We start from the raw sequence: 17343 nt of genomic DNA, 5'->3' as shown, positions 1-17343 counted from the left end.
TGCCTAAAGCAGGTGGAGCCATGTTAGGGTTCGGCTATGAACGTCGTATCGCCGTCTCTGCTCATTGGCCTCGATGCGTTGATCGAACGACTGCCGCCCTTCGGTCCGCAGGCAAGGGCAGCCGGTCTCGCGCTCGGTGCCGTGCTGTTATGGGCAACATGGCCAACGCTTGCCACGATCGCGAATCCGGCGCCCCCCTTTCTGATATTCGGGCTGGCGGCCGCCGTGGGATTTGTTGTCTCGCTCGGTCTTTCAGCCGCACAGGGCAAAGCGGCGGATTTTTTGTCGACGCCACCCAGAACGCTTGTCGTCGTGACCGTCGGTCTGTTGGCCAACAACATCCTCTACCTGCTGGCCATACGCAGAATCGGACCGGCCGAGGCCAATGTGATTTCCTATCTCTGGCCGGTCATGCTGGTCGCGATCATGGCACGGCTTCGCAACGAACGGCTTGGACGAGTGCAGGTCACCGGGATTGCAACCGCCTTTCTCGGGGCGGCTGTCGCGATCGGGCCGGCTTTCGAAGCCGGTTTTGACGAGACGGGCATCCTGCTGGCCTTTTTCAGCGGGCTGGCCTTTGCCATCTATGCGGTGATCCGCTCCTATGGGAGCGAGACGCATGATGTCGTTGGTCCTTCGATGGGGCTGCTTGCCGTGCTGGCGCTCGGATTCCATTGGGCTTTCGAGGAATGGGCGAACCTGTCAGCTGCTCAATGGCTGGCCATTACAGGCATCGGCATCGCGCCCCTGACGCTTTCGAACGCCTTATGGGATCGCGCGGTCCGGACAGGCTATACCGCGATGATCTCGGGTATCGCCTATCTGACGCCGCTGGCTTCTCTCGTCCTCCTTGCCTTCTTTGGCGTTGGGACTGTGTCGGTTGGTATTGCAGCGGGCGCGCTGCTCGTCGTCACGGGGGCCCTGGCCGCATCTGGACTTCTCCCGCGCAGCAAAAAAACGGGCAATTGAGGTTCAATTCAAAGGAGCCGGGGGCCGAACTCGAAAAGGGAGAGGCACGAATGAAAATCTTGATTGCGGGTGGAGGCATCGGCGGGCTTGCAACCGCGCTTTGCCTGCATGCGGCCGGCATCGAGGCTGAAGTGTTCGAGCAGGCTTCCTCGATCCGCGAGCTCGGTGTCGGCATCAATGTGCTGCCGCATGCCATCAAAGAATTGGCGGCCCTCGGTCTTCTGCCTGCTCTCGATGAAACAGGCATCAGAACCCGCGAACTGATCTACACCAACCGCTTCGGCCAGGCGATCTGGCAAGAATTGCGGGGGCTGGATGCGGGTTACGACATGCCGCAGCTGAGCATCCATCGGGGCAAGCTGCTGCAAGTGCTTTTCCAGGCAGTGATGGAGCGGCTGGGACCCGAGCGGATCCATATCGACCACAAGCTCGTCGGCTTCCAGGAGCGAGGTGACCGAGTGGTGGCGCGGTTCGATCGAACCGCAGGATCCGGGCCGATTGAAGCCGAGGGCGACGCACTGATTGGTGCCGATGGCATCCATTCCAAGGTGCGCTCCATACTCTATCCCGATCAAGGTCAACCAATCTGGAGTGGAATCATGATCTGGAGGGGCGCGGTCGAATGGCCGGTCTACCAGGACGGCCGCACCATGGTGATTGCCGGTAGCAACACGTCCAAATTCGTATTCTATCCGATCCATGCCGACCCGGCGAAACCGGATAAGCGGCTGACCAATTGGGCTGTCATGGCGCGTACGGATGCGGAAAAAGCCCCGCCCGGGCGGGGTGATTGGAACCGTCCTGGGCGCCTTGAAGAAACGTTGGCTTTCGTACGCGACAAGTTCCGGCTGGGCTTCGTCGATCCCGTCAGTTTGATCGAAGCGACCGGGCCCTTCTACGAGTACCCCAACTGCGACCGTGACCCTGTGGCGCGCTGGTCCTTTGGACGCGTAAGCCTGCTCGGCGACGCCGCTCATCCCATGTATCCGGTTGGCTCGAATGGCGCGAGCCAGGCGGTCCTCGACGCAACTTGCCTCGCCAGGCACCTGAGCAGCGTTGCATCGGTTCAGGATGCGTTGAGCGCCTACGACGTGGAACGCCGAACTGCGACGAGCGAGATCGTGCTGGCAAACCGCAAAGGCGGGCCTGAGGGCGTCATCGATATGATCGAAAAGCGTGCGCCTGACGGGTTCGACGACATCGAGCGTGTGGCAAGTTATGAGGAACGCAAAGCCATCGTGCGTGGCTACGCCACCATGGCCGGCTTCTCCCGAGACCAGGTCAATACGAAAGAGCGATGACTATTCCTTGCGACCGGCGAAGTAAAATGTGGCTGTTTCAGCCTGCTGCGACCATGCCACTCGCTTTATCCATGCCGAACACGCTGGTCAGGTGGTCGGCCGTCCTCCGGTAATGCGCTTCCAGCAAGGCCGTCGCTTTGTCAGCGTCACGCGCCAGGGTCGCTTCGGCCAATGCGCTGTGTTCGGCCTGGACATCGCGCCCGGCCGGATTGGCTGCTGCCAGCAGCGTCGGAATCCGGTAGCGCTCTGTTGCTGCATAGAGGCGCTCGAAGAATTCCAGCGTCCAGGGCGAGTTACAGGCGGCCAGCAGGGCGCGGTGGAAGGCATAGTGCCGAGCCTCGAGCGTCCAGATATCGGCGTCCGGACCGGTCCGGCCAACCTGCAGATTGAGCGCGTAGAGGGCAGAAACGATCCCCGCTGCCCAACTGTCGTCACCGAGTTTGATTGAAGCGCGAAGCGCGTCGCATTCGACCTTGATGCGCACGTCGACCGCATCATGCAGCTCATCGAGGGACAGTGGTGCAACGCGAAAACCGCGCAGGGATTCGGCCGTGACCAGTCGCTCCGCATGCAGCCTGTTGAGGGCCTCGCGCAAGGGCGAAAACCCCATGTCATAGCGCTCGCTGAGATCGGAAAGGCGCAACGGCCGCCCTGGGGCCAGTTCGCCGCGAATGATATCGTGACGCAGGGCGTCGTATGCTTTCTCAGCAAGGGTCATGATCAAAATCCTTTACGTGACTCTTATCTCATGGCTCCGTTTGTCGGCAATTCCAAAGATTTTCGAAAATAATTATTGCTTTCGAAAAAGTGATCGCCGATGCTGGTGACGGATAGAGGTTGCGAACAGGAGGGTTCGATGACGAAGGCGCACGAGAACCATCGGGAGGATGTCATCGGTCGAGCAAATGTCGAGGATACGCCCGAACTGCTGGCGTATTACGAGGATCTCGATCGCTTCAAAGCCGGTGCGCTTTGGACCGTGGCGAACAAAATCGAGCCGTGGGAGCCGAAGTCGCAGTCCGTGCCGGTCGTCTGGCGTTACCGGGATCTGCGCGAACATGTCCTGCGGTCGGTGCAATTGGTGACGCCGGAGAAGGCGGGGCGCCGGGTGATCTATCTCAACAATCCCGGCCGAACCGAATTTGCCGCAGCCGTCGGCTGGCTCTACGCGGGGTTGCAGGTGATGAATCCCGGCGAAGTCGCCAGCGCGCATCGCCATTCGGCCTCCGCAATCCGTTTCATCATGGAAGGTTCCGGCGCCTACACGGTCGTCGACGGCCACAAGATGACGCTGGGTGCGAACGACTTCGTGCTGACCCCCAACGGCACCTGGCATGAACATGGTGTCGAGGCCACCGGCTCGCCCTGCATCTGGCAGGACGGACTGGACATTCCGTTCGTCAACGCGATGGAAGCGAACTTCTATGAGGTGCATCCCGACCTGCGACAGACGGTCGGGTTTGCGGTCGACGACATGACCAAGACTTGGGGCAATCCGGGTCTGAAGCCGACCGGGCAGGCTTGGGACAAGGGCTACAGCCCGATGTTCAAGTATGAATGGGCTCCGACCTATGAGGCGTTGGCAAAATACTCGACCTGCACGGAAGGATCGCCCTTCGACGGCGTGCTGATGGAATATGTGAACCCGGTGACACAGGGGCCTGTCATGCAGACGATGGGAGCGAGCATGCAAATGCTGCGTCCGGGAGAGCACACAAGGGCTCACCGTCATACCGGCAGCGGCCTCTATCACGTCGCCAAGGGCAGGGGCCACTCCATCATCAACGGCCAGCGCTACGACTGGCAGGAGCACGATATCTTCTGCGTGCCGTCCTGGGCATGGCACGAGCATGTCAACGGCTCGGAAGGCGACGATGCCTGCCTGTTCTGTCTGTCGGATCTTCCGGTGATGCGGGCGCTCGGCCTCTATCGCGAGCAGGCCTTCGGCGAAAATGGCGGCTTCCAACCGCTTCTCTAAGGAAAGACATAATGAAACTTGTTACCTATCGCGCCTCGATCGAGGCTGCGGCACGGCTCGGGGTGATCGCCGATGATCTGGTCGTCGACGTTGCAGCGCTGGCTGAAACGCAAGGCAAGAAACTGCCTGCGAGCATGCTGGAACTGATCGATGCCGGTCGCCCCGGCCTCGAGACATTGCGTGATTGTCTGGCTGCGGCCGGCGGCCGGTTTCCGACGGGCACGGCAATGGCGCTGGCCAATGTCAAGCTGCTGGCGCCGATCCCCAGGCCTCGCAAGAACATCTTCGGCATCGGGCTGAACTATGTCGAGCATGTCGCCGAAAGCGCCAAGACACTCGACACCTCGAAGGACCTGCCCAAACAGCCGGTGATCTTCTCCAAGCCGCCGACGGCGGTTGTCGGGCCGGGCGACGGGATCGAGCATAACAGCAAGATCACCCAGCAGCTCGACTGGGAAGTGGAACTGGCGGTTATCATCGGTACCACGGCAAGGCGCGTCGCCAGGCAGGACGCGCTGCATCATGTCTTCGGTTATTCCGTGATGATCGACGTTTCGGCTCGCGACAATCGGCGGGCAGGACAGTGGATCTTCTCCAAGGGCCAGGACAGCTATGCTCCCTTCGGCCCGTGCATCGTCACCGCGGACGAGATACCGGATCCCCACGCACTCGATCTCTGGCTTACGGTGAACGGCGTGGAGAAGCAGCGCTCGAATACGCGCCACATGCTGTTCAAGGTCGACGATCTGATCGCGGACATATCCTCGGGCATAACACTGGAGCCGGGAGATATCATTGCTTCCGGCACGCCCGAAGGTGTCGGTGCCGGGCGCAATCCGCAGGAGTGGATGTGGCCTGGCGATACCATTGTCGCCTGCGTGGAGGGAATTGGTTCGCTGCGGCATCCCGTCGTCGACGCAACACCGGAGTAAAAGTCCATGACCAAGACATTCAAAGCCGCCGTCGTGCAGATGGCCTCCGTGCCCGACGACGCGCGCGCTACCGCGGAAGCCGCCGCAGGACGCCTGCGTGAGGCGGCGGCGAACGGGGCCAGGCTCGTGGTCTTTCCGGAAGCCCTGGTCGGAGGCTACCCCAAGGGAGCAAGCTTCGGCGCGCCGATCGGCATGAGGAAGCCCGAGGGGCGGGCTGCCTTTGCCCACTACCATGCCGGTGCGATCGACCTCGACGGAGAGGAGGTGGCGATACTGGCGGAAGCCGCCGCGGAAACCGGAGCTTTCGCGGTTATCGGCGTCATCGAGCGCGACGGCGCCACGCTCTACTGCACCGTGCTTTATTTCGATGGTGAGCGAGGACTTGTCGGTAAGCATCGCAAGCTGATGCCGACGGCTGGGGAGCGATTGATCTGGGGATTCGGCGATGGTTCCACCATGCCGGTGTTTCGCACGGATATCGGCACCATCGGTGCTGTGATCTGCTGGGAAAACTACATGCCTGCCTTGCGCATGCACATGTACCACCAAGGCGTGACCCTCTACTGCGCACCCACCGCGGACGATCGCGACACCTGGCTGCCAAGCATGCAGCATATCGCTCTCGAGGGGCGAACCTTCGTGTTCACGGCCTGCCAGTACATCACGCGGGCGGCGTTTGGTCCCGACCACGAAAGTGCCTTGGGCGACGACCCGGAGCTGGTGATGATGCGCGGCGGCTCAGCCATCATCAGCCCGCTCGGCAAGGTTCTCGCGGGTCCCGATTTCACCGGCGAGACGATCCTTTATGCCGACATCGATCCAGGCGAAGTCATGCGCGCTAAGTTCGATTTCGATGTCACAGGCCATTATGCGAGGCCGGACGTCTTCAGCCTCGTCGTGGATACGCGGGCAAAACAGGCGGTCCGCGAGGTCTGATGCGTTTCGACCTAGAGGATGTCGGCACGCAGAATGCCTACAAGCTCCTTGCCGCCACCGTCATGCCGAGGCCGATTGCCTGGGTGGTGACTAAGGACGGCGAGGGGCGTGTCAACGCGGCACCCTATAGTTTCTTCAATGTCATGGGCTCGGCACCGCCGACCATAGCGCTCGGTATCCTTGCCAGCCCGGAAAGGGGCTTCAAGGACACGGCCCGCAACATCCTCGACACCGGCGAGTTTGTCGTCAACCTTGTGCCCGAGCGGCTTGTACAGGCCATGAACGTCACCTCGATCGATGCGCCGCCGGGTATCGAGGAGTTGAAGCTGGCTCAACTGGAGACCCTGCCGTCAGACAGGGTGCGCCCGCCCCGCATCGCTGAAAGCCCCGTCGCATTCGAATGTGTTTCGCTGTCGACGGTCGAAACCGGGCCGACGCAGCTCGTCGTCATTGGCCACGTGCGGACCGTGCACATAGCCGACGAATTCGTGCTCGATCCCGACCGGGCGCATATCGATACCCCGAAACTCGACCTCGTCGCCCGATCCTATGGCAGCGACTACGTTCGCAGCCGTGACACGTTCAGCCTGGTGCGCCCGACTTGGCGCGAACGTCAGGCTGACTTCGCGGAAATTTTGTCGGACAAGCCATGATTTTCGAAAATCCTATTGACAAATCGCACGCACCGATAAAACTTAACTGACAAGTAAAGAAAATCGCAAAAACGGCGATACATCAATGGGAAGGAAGCGATGCTGCAAGAGCGCATCGAAGGGAAGTGGCTTGCCTGCTTCCGGCGGGTTTTCGCACTCAACGCCATTGGCGCTGGCACCAAGGTGGCCGTGCTGTCGGAAACGCAGTCACGTCCGGTGCTGATCCATCTGTCGGATCTGGCCTTGCACGATCTCGGTGCCGAATACTGCATGATCCAGATGCCGACACCGCGCCAGACCGCGCCGGTGCCGGTGAAGTCGACCGGGACATCCTGGGCCATCCAGCAGAATCGCGCCGTCATCGAAGCGCTGAAGCGCGTCGAGGTCATCGTCGATTGCACGGTGGAGGGGCTCATTCACGCGCCGGAATGGCCCGAGATCGAAGAGGCAGGAAACACCCGCCTGCTGGTGGTCTGCAACGAACATCCGGAAATCCTGGAGCGCACGGAGCCTACGGCCGAGCTCGGCCCAAAGGTGGCAATGGGCGTGCAGATGCTGCGCGAGGCGAAGGAGATGCGCGTCACCTCCGCCGCGGGCACGGACCTCGTGATCGATCTCCGCGGCGCGCCTTGTGGCGGCACGCCGGGCTTCGGCACCAAACCCGGTGACGTCGCGCATTGGCCCGGCGGCCTGTGCCTGGCCTTCCCGGGCCAGAACAGCGTCAACGGCCGCATCGTCATGGACGTCGGCGACATGAACCTGACCTTCAAGAGCACGCTGACCAGCCGTATCGATTTCACGGTCGAGAACGACTTCGTCACTGCCATCAAGGGCGATGGCATCGATGCCATCCATTTCCGCGAATACATGGAAGCTTGGGAGGACCGCAATGCCTATGGCATGAGCCATGTCGGCTGGGGCATGCATCCACGCGCACGCTGGGTGTCGGCTGCGATGTACGACAAGCGCGACATGCAGGCCGTCGAGTTTCGCGCGCTGGCAGGATCCTTCCTCTGGTCGACGGGGGCCAACCAATATGCCGGGCGCTACACGCTCGGCCATTTCGATCTGCCGATGCGCAACTGCACGATCACGCTCGACGGAACGGTCGTCGTCAAGAACGGCGTCCTGCAGGGCGAACTGGCGCTTTGACGCCTCTGGAGAAAGATCAAGAATGAGTGAAATTTCAGACTATTACGACCTGTCGCGCATCCGCCCGGAGGTCCAGAAGGTCCTCAACCGTGTCAACGAGCTGGGCCGTGAGCGCTTCGCCGGCCGTGCCAAAGGCGTGGACGACGATGCATCTTTCCCGGTCGAGAACTACAGGGATCTCGCTGAAGAGGGTTTTCTCGGCCTGTGCATTCCCGAGGAGTTCGGCGGCTGGGGCTTTTCGATGTTCGAATACGCCATGGTCGGAGCCGAGATCGGCAAATATTGCGGCGCCACCGCGCTGACCTTCAACATGCACAACTCCTCGATGGCGTGGTCGCGTTTCATGTTCGAAATGCCGAACCTGACCGCCGAGGAGAAAGCGACTTTCGCCCCGCTGCGCGAGCGCCAGTTCCGCCGTGCCATCGCCGAGAAGGCGATCTTCTCCCAGCCGATCTCCGAAGGCGGACAGAACTGGACCTCGAAGCCCAACCAGACCCAGTGCCGCAAGGTGGATGGCGGCTGGATGATCAATGGCTTCAAGAAGTTCGCTTCGCTGGCTGGCTATTGCGACTACTACACCATCGTCTGCACCGAGGTATTCGAAGGCCAGGAGCCGCGGCACGAAGACACCATGCTGTTCGTCGTGCACAAGGATACGCCGGGTCTGTCCGTGAAGGGCGATTGGGACCCGCTCGGCATGCGTGGCACCAACAGCCGCGATCTGATCCTGAAGGATGTCTTCGTTCGTGCCGACGACCTGTTGATGCCGCGCGGCATCTTCAACAAGACGCTGCCCAACTGGCCGCACATGATGATCACGCTCTCGCCCACCTACATGGGCGTGGCCCAGGGCGCTTATGATTTCATGGTGGACTATCTCAAGGGCAAGATCCCCGGCCAGCCGCCGGTCGACCGCCGCATGTATGCCACCAAGCGAATCGCCGTCGGCAAGATGTATGCGCGGCTCGCCAACATGCGTGCCCTATGGTGGCAGGCTTTCAGCGAATCCAAGGGTTTCCCCAGCAAAGCGGAAGTGCAGCGCATGTATGCTGCCCAGTACAATGTGATGGAGGGTGCTGCCGAGATGACTTCGATGGCGATCCGTACATGCGGGGGGCAATCGATGCTGAAGTCGCTACCGCTGGAGCGCATGTATCGCGACAGCCGCTGCGGCGCTTTGATGCTGCCATTCACATCGGAGATCATGGAGGACTATCTCGGCGTGCTGTCCCTCTACGAGATGGACGAGCTCGACCATGCCCCGGGCGACGAGGGCGGTGCCCGTACCTCGCTGTGGCGGGGTGACAGCGGCAGCGGCGCCCGCGCGGTTCGCTAGCCACCATGGCGCGCGAACAGGTCCAGGTCATCGACCACATCTCCGCCTCGCCGGAAGCGGTATGGGCGGTTGCCCGCGACTTCTGCGGGCATTGGCATCCAATGATCGCAACCATCCGCGCCGAACGGGACGCACGAGGGTCGATGGTCCGCGCGTTCAAGGCCCACGGCGAGGACACGCTCTATCGCGAGCGCCTGACCTTTTTCAGCGATAGCGACCGCTCGCTTGCCTATATCCATTTGGAAGGAATTGCCGGCATCGACCGCTACGATGCCCGCTTCACGGTGTCACCGGCCGAGGACGGCGGCAGCAGCATTGAATGGACGGCCGATGTGGAGGCGCCGGATGCTGCGCGTGCCGCTTCGGTTTGCCTCGGAACCAGGCCGATTTTCGAAGCCGGGATCGAGGCACTCTCCAAACAGGCCGGGCGTCAGCGCAAAACTCAGGTCGATGCTGCGTTTCCGTCCGAAGAGGTCGCGAATTTGAGTGTTGGGGAGGCGCCGCGCCTGGCACTGACGGTCACACCCAGGAAACAGGGGCCGCTGTGCCTGTTCCTGCATGGCATCGGTGGTGGACGCAGCAATTGGCTGCCGCAACTCAAAACGGCGGGAACTCTTATGTCGGCGGCAGCGCTTGATCTGCGCGGGTATGGCGACAGCACGCTCGGCCCCAACCGATCCACCGTCGACGACTATTGTGCCGACATCCTGCGTGTTCGAGAGGCGTTGGGTGCGGACAGGCTGGTGCTGGTCGGCCTTTCCTACGGTTCCTGGATCGCCACATCCTTTGCCATGCGTCATCCGGACCTGCTGGCAGGCCTGGTGCTGTCCGGCGGCTGCACCGGCATGTCGGAGGCTGGCGTAGAGGAGCGGGAAGCTTTTCGCGTCAGCCGGCTGGTGCCGATCGATGCCGGCCAGGCTCCCGCGGATTTCGCGCCATCGGTGGTGAAGGTTCTGGCTGGGCCGAACGCGTCGGATGCGACGAAGGCGCAGTTGCTGCAGTCCATGGCTGCGATAGCTGCCGCCACCTATCGTGATGCGCTTCTCTGCTTCACGAACCCGCAGGAGCGGTTTGATTTCGCGCGTCTGGACATGCCTGTTCTGATGATGACGGGCGAACACGATCGGCTGGCTTCTCCTACCGAGATCCATGCCATTGCGCGCCGCATCCTGGCCGAGGCCTCGATGCCTGACGTGCGCTACGAAACCATCATGAATGCCGGTCACGTCTGCAATGTGGAACAGCCGCAGGTGTATAACCGCATCCTGATGGAATTCCTTGGAAAGCTGCCGAAATGAACATTCTTCCGCGCCGTCAACAGAACCGGATCATTCGCGAGCGGCGTATCCTCGATGCTGCTCTGAAGGTGTTTTCCGAAACCGGTTACTCGGGCGCAACCATGGACGCCGTCGCCATCCAGGCCGGGTTGTCGAAGCCGACGCTCTACCAATATTTCGAATCCAAGGAAGCACTGTTCTCGGCCATGCTGCTGGGCGAGCGCGACCTGATGCTGGAATTCTTCCAGCATCCGTCCGGCGAGGGCATGGTGGCCGATCTCCTGGGCTTCGCCTGGGATTATGCCGATACCGTCCTGCGCCCCGATCTGCTGTCCCTGGCTCGCCTCATTATCGGCGAGGTGCATCGGTTCCCCGAAATCGGTCACGCCTATCAGGAGTCCGGTCCCGATCGGCTGTTGCGGGGCATCATGGAATATCTCGAGGGCCGCCGCACGGACGGCCAACTGATTTTCGACGACGCGGAACTTGCTGCCCAGGATCTCTGGGGCCTCATCCTGTCGGCACCGAGAAACCAGGCCCTCTACATGCCGGATCACCGGCCGAGCCGCGCCGAGATCGGACGTTATGTGAACAACGGTTTGCGCGTCTTCCTGAAAGCCTATTCGACCCGGCCTGCAGAGGACGTCGCCACATTAGAAGCGCTTATAAGCGCCCATTCCCTGCAGCAGGTGGAACATGACAGTTGATGAATATCTGGCCGATCCGACCAGCCGGTTCGCCACGGTTGCGATGGTCGACACGAACGGCCTTCTGCGCGGGCAGATGGTATCTGCCGGCAGCCTGAAAAGCATCGCGAAAAGTGGCATGGGCATGTCGCCCGTCACATTGGCGCTCGATCCGACCGATGTGATCCAGGTCGTCCCCGGCGTTACCGACGGGACGTCGGATTTCCACGACGATCCACTCGTTCTCGACACGGCGACGACCCGCCGCTTGCCATGGTCCAAGCCTGGCCACGATCTTTTGGTGCTGTCCAACTATTCAGGCGAAACGGCGCAACTTTGCCCGCGTTCGATCCTGAAGCGGGTTCTGGGCCGCATCGGCGATGCGGGATACGTGCCCCGCTACGGCATGGAACTCGAATACACGCTGTTCGAGGAGACGACGGAGAGTGCGCGCGCCAAGGGCTATCGCAATCTCAAGACCGCGACCCATCACAACAGCCACGATCTCGTGCTCTACCAGGTCGAACAGACGGAGTGGTATGAAGCGGTCGCCGCGATGTGCGAGCCGCTGCGCATCAATCTCGCCAAGATGCATGAGGAAATCGGCGGCGGCTTCCTCGAGGCCTGCATCGCTGCAGGCGAGGGGCTGGAGCCGGCGGACCAACTGGTGCTCTTGAAGAACTTCCTGCGTGCGCTGGCCCAGCGGCAAGGCAAATGCGTCACCTACATGCCGCGCTGGACCGAAGCGGCCGACAGCCAGTCGATCCACGTTCACGTCTCGCTGAAGGACCGCGATGGGAGATCTGTCTTCCATGATCCTTCACAGAAGAATGCCGTATCGCAGACCTTCCGACATTTCCTGGGCGGCCTGCAGACCTACATCGGCGACCTGACCCTTCTCTTCCAGCCGACCGTCAACTCCTACCGCCGGTTTGCGCCGGGCACCTTTGCGCCACCAGGTCTGAGTTGGGGTTACGAGAACCGCACCACCTGCTTCCGTATCGTGGGGCATGACGCCGGCTCGCTCCGCGTCGAAAATCGCCTGCCGGGTGCCGACACCAATCCATATCTCACGGTCGCGGCAACCGTTGCTGCAGGCGTGGCCGGTATCCTGGAAAAGATCGAACCGGAGCCTGAGACAATCGGCAACGGCTACAGCCAGGAACCGGCGCGCGACTTTGCACGCTCCATGCCCGAAGCGATCGAACGACTGCGCGGGTCCGCCTTTGCCAAGGACTGGTTCGGAGCACGCTTCGTCGAGGCGTTTTCCTCGACGCGTGAAAGCCAGCACAACGAGTTCCGGCGCAAGGTTCCCGATGTGGAGCTGGAACGCTTCTTCGACCTGGGGTGAATGTCATGGATACGGACCTGCGTGCCCATTTCCTGGAAGGCATGAGCCGGGTCGCCTCCGCCGTCACCGTGGTGACGACGGATGGGGATGCAGGGCGGTACGGCGTCACCGTTTCGTCGATGACATCCGTCTCGGCAGATACGACACGGCCGTCACTGCTGGTCAGCATCCATCACCTCAGCCCTGCGGGTGAGGCGATCAGAAAGAACCGGCGCTTCTGCGCCAATGTGCTGAGCGGCAACCAGAGTTTCGTGTCGGATCTTTTCTCCGGCCGTCTCAAGCATCTGAACGAAGACAGGTTCAGCGCGATCCCATGGCATGGCGGCGTGACCGGGGCTCCGATCATCGACGGCGCCATCGTCTCGCTGGATTGCGAGCTGAAGACCGCCTTGCTTTGGGGCACGCATTTCATTCTCATCGGCGAGGTCGAGCAGATCGAGCTTTCAAGCCAGCGCTCGCCGCTTGTCTATGCCAATCGGGGCTATCGCCGCGCCATTCCGATCGCGCCGGACGACCACCAGTCGCACAATCCGCAAAACCAGCTGCGTGTCGGTTTCTTCATCACGCTTGGCCCGGAGTTCGTGCCATCCCTCGTCGCTGACTTTGCCAATCAGTCGCCGGCCGTCGATCTCAGCCTGCTGGAAGCGGACCATGACGACCTGCTGGAACAGATGCGTGCCGGCAGGATCGAGGCCGCGATCACTTTCGGGACAGTCGACGACCCGGAATTCACGACCGAAGTGATCTGCCCTTCGGCTCCTCATGTGCTGCTGAACGCAGATCATCCACTTGCAACCAGGGCCAGCTTGAGGCTGGCGGAAGTGGCCGGCTTACCCATGATCCTGCTGGATTTTCCTTCAGTTCGAGGTGCCGTCACGGCCTTTTTCGAACGCAACCAGTTAAGGCCGCAGATACGGCTGCAGTCCCCGTCCTTGGCGATGGTGCGGGGATTGGTGGCGCAGGGCCTGGGTTATTCGATCGTTCCGCAGAACCCGCAGAATAAAACCGCTCCTGATGGGACGGAGATCCGCGCAATACCGCTCGACGATGATTTCCCGGAAGGGGCGGTTGTCGCGGTTGCAAAAAGCGCGGGCAGCCGCAGCGCGCTGGCGACGGATTTTATCTCGAAGTGCAGGAAGTCGTTTCGACACACATCACAATAAGCATCGCGCAGCGATCAAAATGGGAGAGGGGAATATGGCTCGAGAAGAGGCTATCGACATCAATAGTGGAGGGAGCAATCAACTCCGCAAGAATTCGCTGGGGCTGATCGCGGTCACCTTCATGGTGATTTCCGCAGCGGCACCCCTGACTGGCGTGGCTGGCGCGATGCCTTTGGCGTTCATGCTCGGCAACGGTGCCGGGGTGCCCGCGACGTTCATCTTCGTGACCTTGGTGATGTTGGCATTTGCAGCCGGTTATGTCGCCATGTCGCGCCACGTCACCAATGCCGGCGCCTTCTATGCCTATGCGGCACGTGGCTTGGGCGGGCGCGCTGCCGGCGCAGTGGCGGTCACCGCGCTCGTTGCCTACAATGCCATGCAGTTCGGCCTGATCGGCCTGTTCGGTGGCATCGCCAGCGGCATTTTCGGCCAGTTTGGCCTTGTTCTGCCCTGGTGGGGCTGGAGTCTTCTCGCTCTCCTGCTGGTCGGCTTCCTCGGTTACCGCCAGGTGGATTTGTCGGCCAAGGTGCTCGTCTTCGTGGTGGCGCTGGAATATCTGGTGGTCCTGGTCGTCGATTTCGCCATCCTCGGCAAAGGCGGCGCGAACGGGCTTTCCATGAACTTCTTCGACCAGAACGCGATCTTCTCGGGCTCGCTGACTGCGGCGATCCTGTTTTGCATGGGCTGCTTCATCGGCTTCGAGGCAACGACAATCTATGCCGAGGAAGCGCGCGACCCCGAAAGGACGATTCCGCGGGCAACCTATTTGTCGGTGCTGATGATCGGCATCTTCTTCATCTTCAGCACCTGGCTGATGATCGTCGGTGTCGGCGCCGACAAGCTGGTTCCGACGATCCAGGCGCTGCCCGATCCTTCCATCTTCTTCTTCGACCTGGCGGGCCAGTATGCTGGCGGCCCGGTGGCGACCGTTGCCGGCATCCTGTTGGTATCCAGCCTGTTTGCGGCACTTTCGGCCTTCCACAATTACATCGCACGCTACAGCTATGTGGCTGGCCGCGAAGGCCTGTTGCCGGCGGTGTTCGGTCGGACGCACGGCACGCACCAAAGCCCGCATGTCGGTTCCGTGGTGCAGACCGCTGGAGCGCTGATCGTGCTGGCGCTGTTTGCCGGGCTGGGACTGGATCCAGTGCTCAACATGTTCACCTGGATCAGCCAGGTCGGCACGCTGGGCGTGCTGGCGATGATGACCGTGACCTCGGTCGCCGTGATCGCCTTTTTCCGCCGCTCGGGTCACACCGGATCTGCCCTGGCGACATTCATCCTGCCGATGGTGTCCGGCCTGGTGATGGCCGCGCTGTTTGTCTACATCTTCCTGCATTTCGGCGATCTGACCGGAACGACGGGCGGTGCGCTCGGCATCATCCTGCCGTCGCTGATCCCGGCTGCCGCAATCGTAGGCTACATCCTTGCCCTGCGCCTGCAGCGTGCCGACCCGGCGCGCTTCGCACGTATGGGATTCAATCAGGATTAGCGACTACGCTTGCCCGCGTATCCAGCCGGACAACCTGGCAGGCTTGTCCGGCTGGAAGACTGGGGACCAGACCGCCACACTGTTCGGCAACCACACGCGCCCAACAAGAAGAGAGTCAGCCGAAGGTGAAAGCATAGGCCTCGACACCCGGATCCAGGAAATGGATTTCGAAGTTTCGTGCCTGAACTTCGGCCGCCTGGCGGACAAGTTGGTAGAGCCTGGTAGAGGTGACCGTACCGTTGCCATGGGCGTCGATGTCCGCGCCATGGTCGAGCCCAGGCGCTTTGCCGTCGATGGTCACTCGGAAACGGACGGGTTTGACAGAGGCGCCTGGGCCGAGAACCAAATGCAGGTCGCGGGCGCTGAAACGAAAGGCAATTCCGCCGTTCGCCCGATTGAGTGTTGCCTGCTCCGGTCCCACCGTCCAATCGCCGGAAAGGCCCCATTCGTTCAGCCTGAGCTTTTCCACGGAATAGTTGCGAGCAGTATCGGCCTGCAGGTTCTCAAGCGATGCGAAGCCGGTAACGCGCTTGTATCCGAGGTAGGTTTCGCCGGAGCCGATGCTCCCGAGATCGGGGCTTGCCTCGGCGCCTTTCGCATCCGGCGTGACGGACGGTCCTGCCGCCATCTCGGTGCCGGCTTCGCGCAACAAGTCCTGGATCGCCTGTTCTGTCTGGTTGTAGTCTCCTTCGCCGAAATGGTGGTAACGGATCTGGCCCTTGGCATCGATCAAATAGTGGGCTGGCCAGTAGCTGTTGTCGAAGGCGCGCCAGATCTTGTAGTTGTTGTCGATTGCAACCGGGTAGGTGATCTTGAAGTCGCCAACGGCTTTCCTGACGTTGTCGATCTTCTTCTCGAATGCAAACTCCGGAGCATGCACGCCGATCACCACTAGCCCCTGGTCCTTGTATTTCTCAGCCCAGGCACGGACATAGGGTACGCTGCGGATGCAGTTGATGCAGGAATAAGTCCAGAAATCGACGAGAACGACCTTGCCGCGCAATCGCTCGGTGGTGAGCGGTGGCGAGTTCAGCCATTCGACGGCACCGTCCAGTGAAGGTGCATCGCCTTCGTTGGACAGGTTGCTGCGGAAGGGGTGCGCTTTGTCCGCGGTCGCAGTCGTATTGCTGGCGACGGACGACGCGCCGTCGGTGGGCGTTGCATGCAATCGATCGATCACTGTCTGCTCCACCGATGTCGTGCTCGCATAGGAGAAACGGGCCAGCAATCCCGTATCGAGACCGAGCGCGATGACCGCAACGCCGGCAAGCACGGCAGTTCCAAGGGCTTGGCGGGTTCGTTCGCTGAAACCGAGTGACCGCTTCATGCCGGCAAAGATCTTTCCACCGACGGTGAGAGCGAGGGCGAGCGAAGTCGCCGCGCCGACAGCATATGCCAGGAGCAGAAGTGTCGTCTGAAGATTTGCCCCGTTGAGTGCGGCGCCCGTCAAGACGAGGCCGAGGATCGGACCGGCGCAAGGTGCCCACAGCAGCCCCGTAGCGACGCCAAGAAGCAGAGAGCTGGCCACGGCTGGCGAGGTGCCGGGCTTGTTCGAGGCTTTCAGCATTCGGTTGCCCAGGTCGACGATCGGCCGTGTGACGATGCCCGAAATACGAGGCGAAATCAGACTGACGCCGAAGACCGCAAGCAGGGCGAGCGCAGCGAAACGTCCATATTCGTTCGCATGAACGGCCCAGCTTCCTCCAGCCGCGGCAAGCGTTGCGACGACAGCAAAGGTTGCAGCCATGCCGACCAGCATCGGCAGCGTGCTGCGCATGAAGGATTGATCGGCACGCGCGAACACGAACGGAAGGATTGGAAGGATGCAGGGGCTGAGTATTGTCAGCGCCCCTCCGAGATAGGCAATGATAAGAAGGGTCATCGTCGTTCCTTTGACACCAAGACGCGAGCAGCGCTCGGTGCGCTCGCTCAACCGATAACAGTGTCAATCTGAGAGGTTCGACGTATCCCGAATATGTCTGGGAGACTGGCGAAACGTATCGAAGTGTAGGACAGCCCCGCGGTTCTACAGACCGAAACAAAAATGGCCGCTCCGGTTCTGCCCGGCCTTCGGCTCGCGGCGGGTTTGTATCAGAATGTATCTCAACCGGCTGACG

At 61.4% G+C, this 17343-nt stretch carries 15 protein-coding genes; 13 read left to right on the top strand and 2 right to left on the bottom strand.

The genetic code is table 11. The annotated features are described in order from the left end of the window. Window positions 1–36 precede the first annotated feature (36 nt). Together L4923_RS11275 and L4923_RS11270 are read left to right on the top strand one after the other, a co-directional pair. Entirely contained in the window at window positions 37–969 is a 933-nt protein-coding gene (locus L4923_RS11275) for a DMT family transporter (protein WP_239364897.1), read from the top strand. A 50-nt stretch (window positions 970–1019) separates the two neighbouring features. Next, window positions 1020–2270 (top strand): flavin-dependent oxidoreductase, encoded by a 1251-nt coding sequence (locus tag L4923_RS11270; protein WP_239364895.1) that lies wholly within the window; start codon window positions 1020–1022, stop codon window positions 2268–2270. A gap of 37 nt (window positions 2271–2307) precedes the next feature. On the opposite strand, the gene L4923_RS11265 is transcribed toward L4923_RS11270, so the two are convergent. Continuing rightward, window positions 2308–2988 (bottom strand): FCD domain-containing protein, encoded by a 681-nt coding sequence (locus tag L4923_RS11265; protein ID WP_239364893.1) that lies wholly within the window; start codon window positions 2986–2988, stop codon window positions 2308–2310. Window positions 2989–3126: 138 nt separating this feature from the next. Between L4923_RS11265 and L4923_RS11260 the strand changes: the two genes are divergently transcribed. The 11 genes from L4923_RS11260 to L4923_RS11210 all read left to right on the top strand — a co-directional run bounded on the left by L4923_RS11260 (window position 3127) and on the right by L4923_RS11210 (window position 15226). Further along, entirely contained in the window at window positions 3127–4248 is a 1122-nt protein-coding gene (locus L4923_RS11260) for a cupin domain-containing protein (RefSeq protein WP_239364891.1), read from the top strand. 11 nt (window positions 4249–4259) lie between these two features. Further along, on the top strand, window positions 4260–5180 hold the full coding sequence (locus tag L4923_RS11255; RefSeq protein WP_239364889.1) for a fumarylacetoacetate hydrolase family protein: 921 nt from the start codon (window positions 4260–4262) through the stop codon (window positions 5178–5180). A gap of 6 nt (window positions 5181–5186) precedes the next feature. Continuing rightward, on the top strand, window positions 5187–6116 hold the full coding sequence (locus L4923_RS11250; RefSeq protein ID WP_239364887.1) for a carbon-nitrogen hydrolase family protein: 930 nt from the start codon (window positions 5187–5189) through the stop codon (window positions 6114–6116). Further along, window positions 6116–6769: a flavin reductase family protein gene (locus L4923_RS11245; protein ID WP_239364885.1), complete on the top strand. Its 654-nt coding sequence runs from the start codon at window positions 6116–6118 to the stop codon at window positions 6767–6769. Before L4923_RS11250 ends, L4923_RS11245 begins: the two co-directional genes overlap by 1 nt. 99 nt (window positions 6770–6868) lie before the next feature. Then, window positions 6869–7921, top strand: a complete 1053-nt coding sequence (locus L4923_RS11240; protein WP_239364883.1) for a 2,5-dihydroxypyridine 5,6-dioxygenase NicX family protein — start codon at window positions 6869–6871, stop codon at window positions 7919–7921. Between the two features lie 22 nt (window positions 7922–7943). Beyond that, a complete protein-coding gene (locus tag L4923_RS11235) occupies window positions 7944–9257 on the top strand; it encodes an acyl-CoA dehydrogenase family protein (protein WP_239364881.1) in 1314 nt (437 codons plus the stop codon). Window positions 9258–9262: 5 nt separating this feature from the next. Continuing rightward, window positions 9263–10555 carry an alpha/beta fold hydrolase gene (locus L4923_RS11230; protein WP_239364879.1) on the top strand — a complete coding sequence of 431 codons (1293 nt, stop codon included), beginning with the start codon at window positions 9263–9265 and terminating at the stop codon, window positions 10553–10555. Continuing rightward, window positions 10552–11241, top strand: coding sequence for a TetR/AcrR family transcriptional regulator (locus tag L4923_RS11225; protein ID WP_239364877.1), 690 nt, complete (start codon window positions 10552–10554; stop codon window positions 11239–11241). The genes L4923_RS11230 and L4923_RS11225 overlap by 4 nt, the downstream gene beginning before the upstream one ends. Further along, window positions 11231–12571: a glutamine synthetase family protein gene (locus tag L4923_RS11220; RefSeq protein ID WP_239364875.1), complete on the top strand. Its 1341-nt coding sequence runs from the start codon at window positions 11231–11233 to the stop codon at window positions 12569–12571. The genes L4923_RS11225 and L4923_RS11220 overlap by 11 nt, the downstream gene beginning before the upstream one ends. Before the next feature lie 5 nt (window positions 12572–12576). Beyond that, on the top strand, window positions 12577–13734 hold the full coding sequence (locus L4923_RS11215; protein ID WP_239364873.1) for a LysR substrate-binding domain-containing protein: 1158 nt from the start codon (window positions 12577–12579) through the stop codon (window positions 13732–13734). A 34-nt stretch (window positions 13735–13768) separates the two neighbouring features. After that, the gene (locus L4923_RS11210; protein ID WP_239364871.1) at window positions 13769–15226 is read left to right on the top strand and encodes an APC family permease; all 1458 of its coding nucleotides are present in this window, start codon (window positions 13769–13771) and stop codon (window positions 15224–15226) included. A 115-nt stretch (window positions 15227–15341) separates the two neighbouring features. Here L4923_RS11210 and L4923_RS11205 read toward each other — a convergent pair whose 3' ends face one another. Continuing rightward, a complete protein-coding gene (locus tag L4923_RS11205; RefSeq protein WP_239364869.1) occupies window positions 15342–17108 on the bottom strand; it encodes a cytochrome c biogenesis protein DipZ in 1767 nt (588 codons plus the stop codon). Window positions 17109–17343 lie beyond the last annotated feature (235 nt).

Origin of the sequence: Terribium retamae (genome assembly GCF_022347545.1) — a bacterium.
GTDB lineage: Bacteria > Pseudomonadota > Alphaproteobacteria > Rhizobiales > Rhizobiaceae > Mesorhizobium > Mesorhizobium retamae.
This window is presented reverse-complemented; position numbering and strand designations above follow the sequence as displayed.

Excerpts from the sequence above, each read along its gene's own strand:
- L4923_RS11275 (WP_239364897.1), top strand. The coding sequence starts at position 37 with ATGAACGTCGTATCGCCGTCTCTGCTCATTGGCCTCGATGCGTTGATC.
- L4923_RS11245 (WP_239364885.1), top strand. The coding sequence starts at position 6,116 with ATGCGTTTCGACCTAGAGGATGTCGGCACGCAGAATGCCTACAAGCTC.
- L4923_RS11220 (WP_239364875.1), top strand. The coding sequence starts at position 11,231 with ATGACAGTTGATGAATATCTGGCCGATCCGACCAGCCGGTTCGCCACG.
- L4923_RS11230 (WP_239364879.1), top strand. The coding sequence starts at position 9,263 with ATGGCGCGCGAACAGGTCCAGGTCATCGACCACATCTCCGCCTCGCCG.
- L4923_RS11265 (WP_239364893.1), bottom strand. The coding sequence starts at position 2,988 with ATGACCCTTGCTGAGAAAGCATACGACGCCCTGCGTCACGATATCATT.
- L4923_RS11250 (WP_239364887.1), top strand. The coding sequence starts at position 5,187 with ATGACCAAGACATTCAAAGCCGCCGTCGTGCAGATGGCCTCCGTGCCC.
- L4923_RS11260 (WP_239364891.1), top strand. The coding sequence starts at position 3,127 with ATGACGAAGGCGCACGAGAACCATCGGGAGGATGTCATCGGTCGAGCA.
- L4923_RS11270 (WP_239364895.1), top strand. The coding sequence starts at position 1,020 with ATGAAAATCTTGATTGCGGGTGGAGGCATCGGCGGGCTTGCAACCGCG.
- L4923_RS11215 (WP_239364873.1), top strand. The coding sequence starts at position 12,577 with ATGGATACGGACCTGCGTGCCCATTTCCTGGAAGGCATGAGCCGGGTC.
- L4923_RS11235 (WP_239364881.1), top strand. The coding sequence starts at position 7,944 with ATGAGTGAAATTTCAGACTATTACGACCTGTCGCGCATCCGCCCGGAG.
- L4923_RS11210 (WP_239364871.1), top strand. The coding sequence starts at position 13,769 with ATGGCTCGAGAAGAGGCTATCGACATCAATAGTGGAGGGAGCAATCAA.
- L4923_RS11255 (WP_239364889.1), top strand. The coding sequence starts at position 4,260 with ATGAAACTTGTTACCTATCGCGCCTCGATCGAGGCTGCGGCACGGCTC.
- L4923_RS11205 (WP_239364869.1), bottom strand. The coding sequence starts at position 17,108 with ATGACCCTTCTTATCATTGCCTATCTCGGAGGGGCGCTGACAATACTC.
- L4923_RS11240 (WP_239364883.1), top strand. The coding sequence starts at position 6,869 with ATGCTGCAAGAGCGCATCGAAGGGAAGTGGCTTGCCTGCTTCCGGCGG.
- L4923_RS11225 (WP_239364877.1), top strand. The coding sequence starts at position 10,552 with ATGAACATTCTTCCGCGCCGTCAACAGAACCGGATCATTCGCGAGCGG.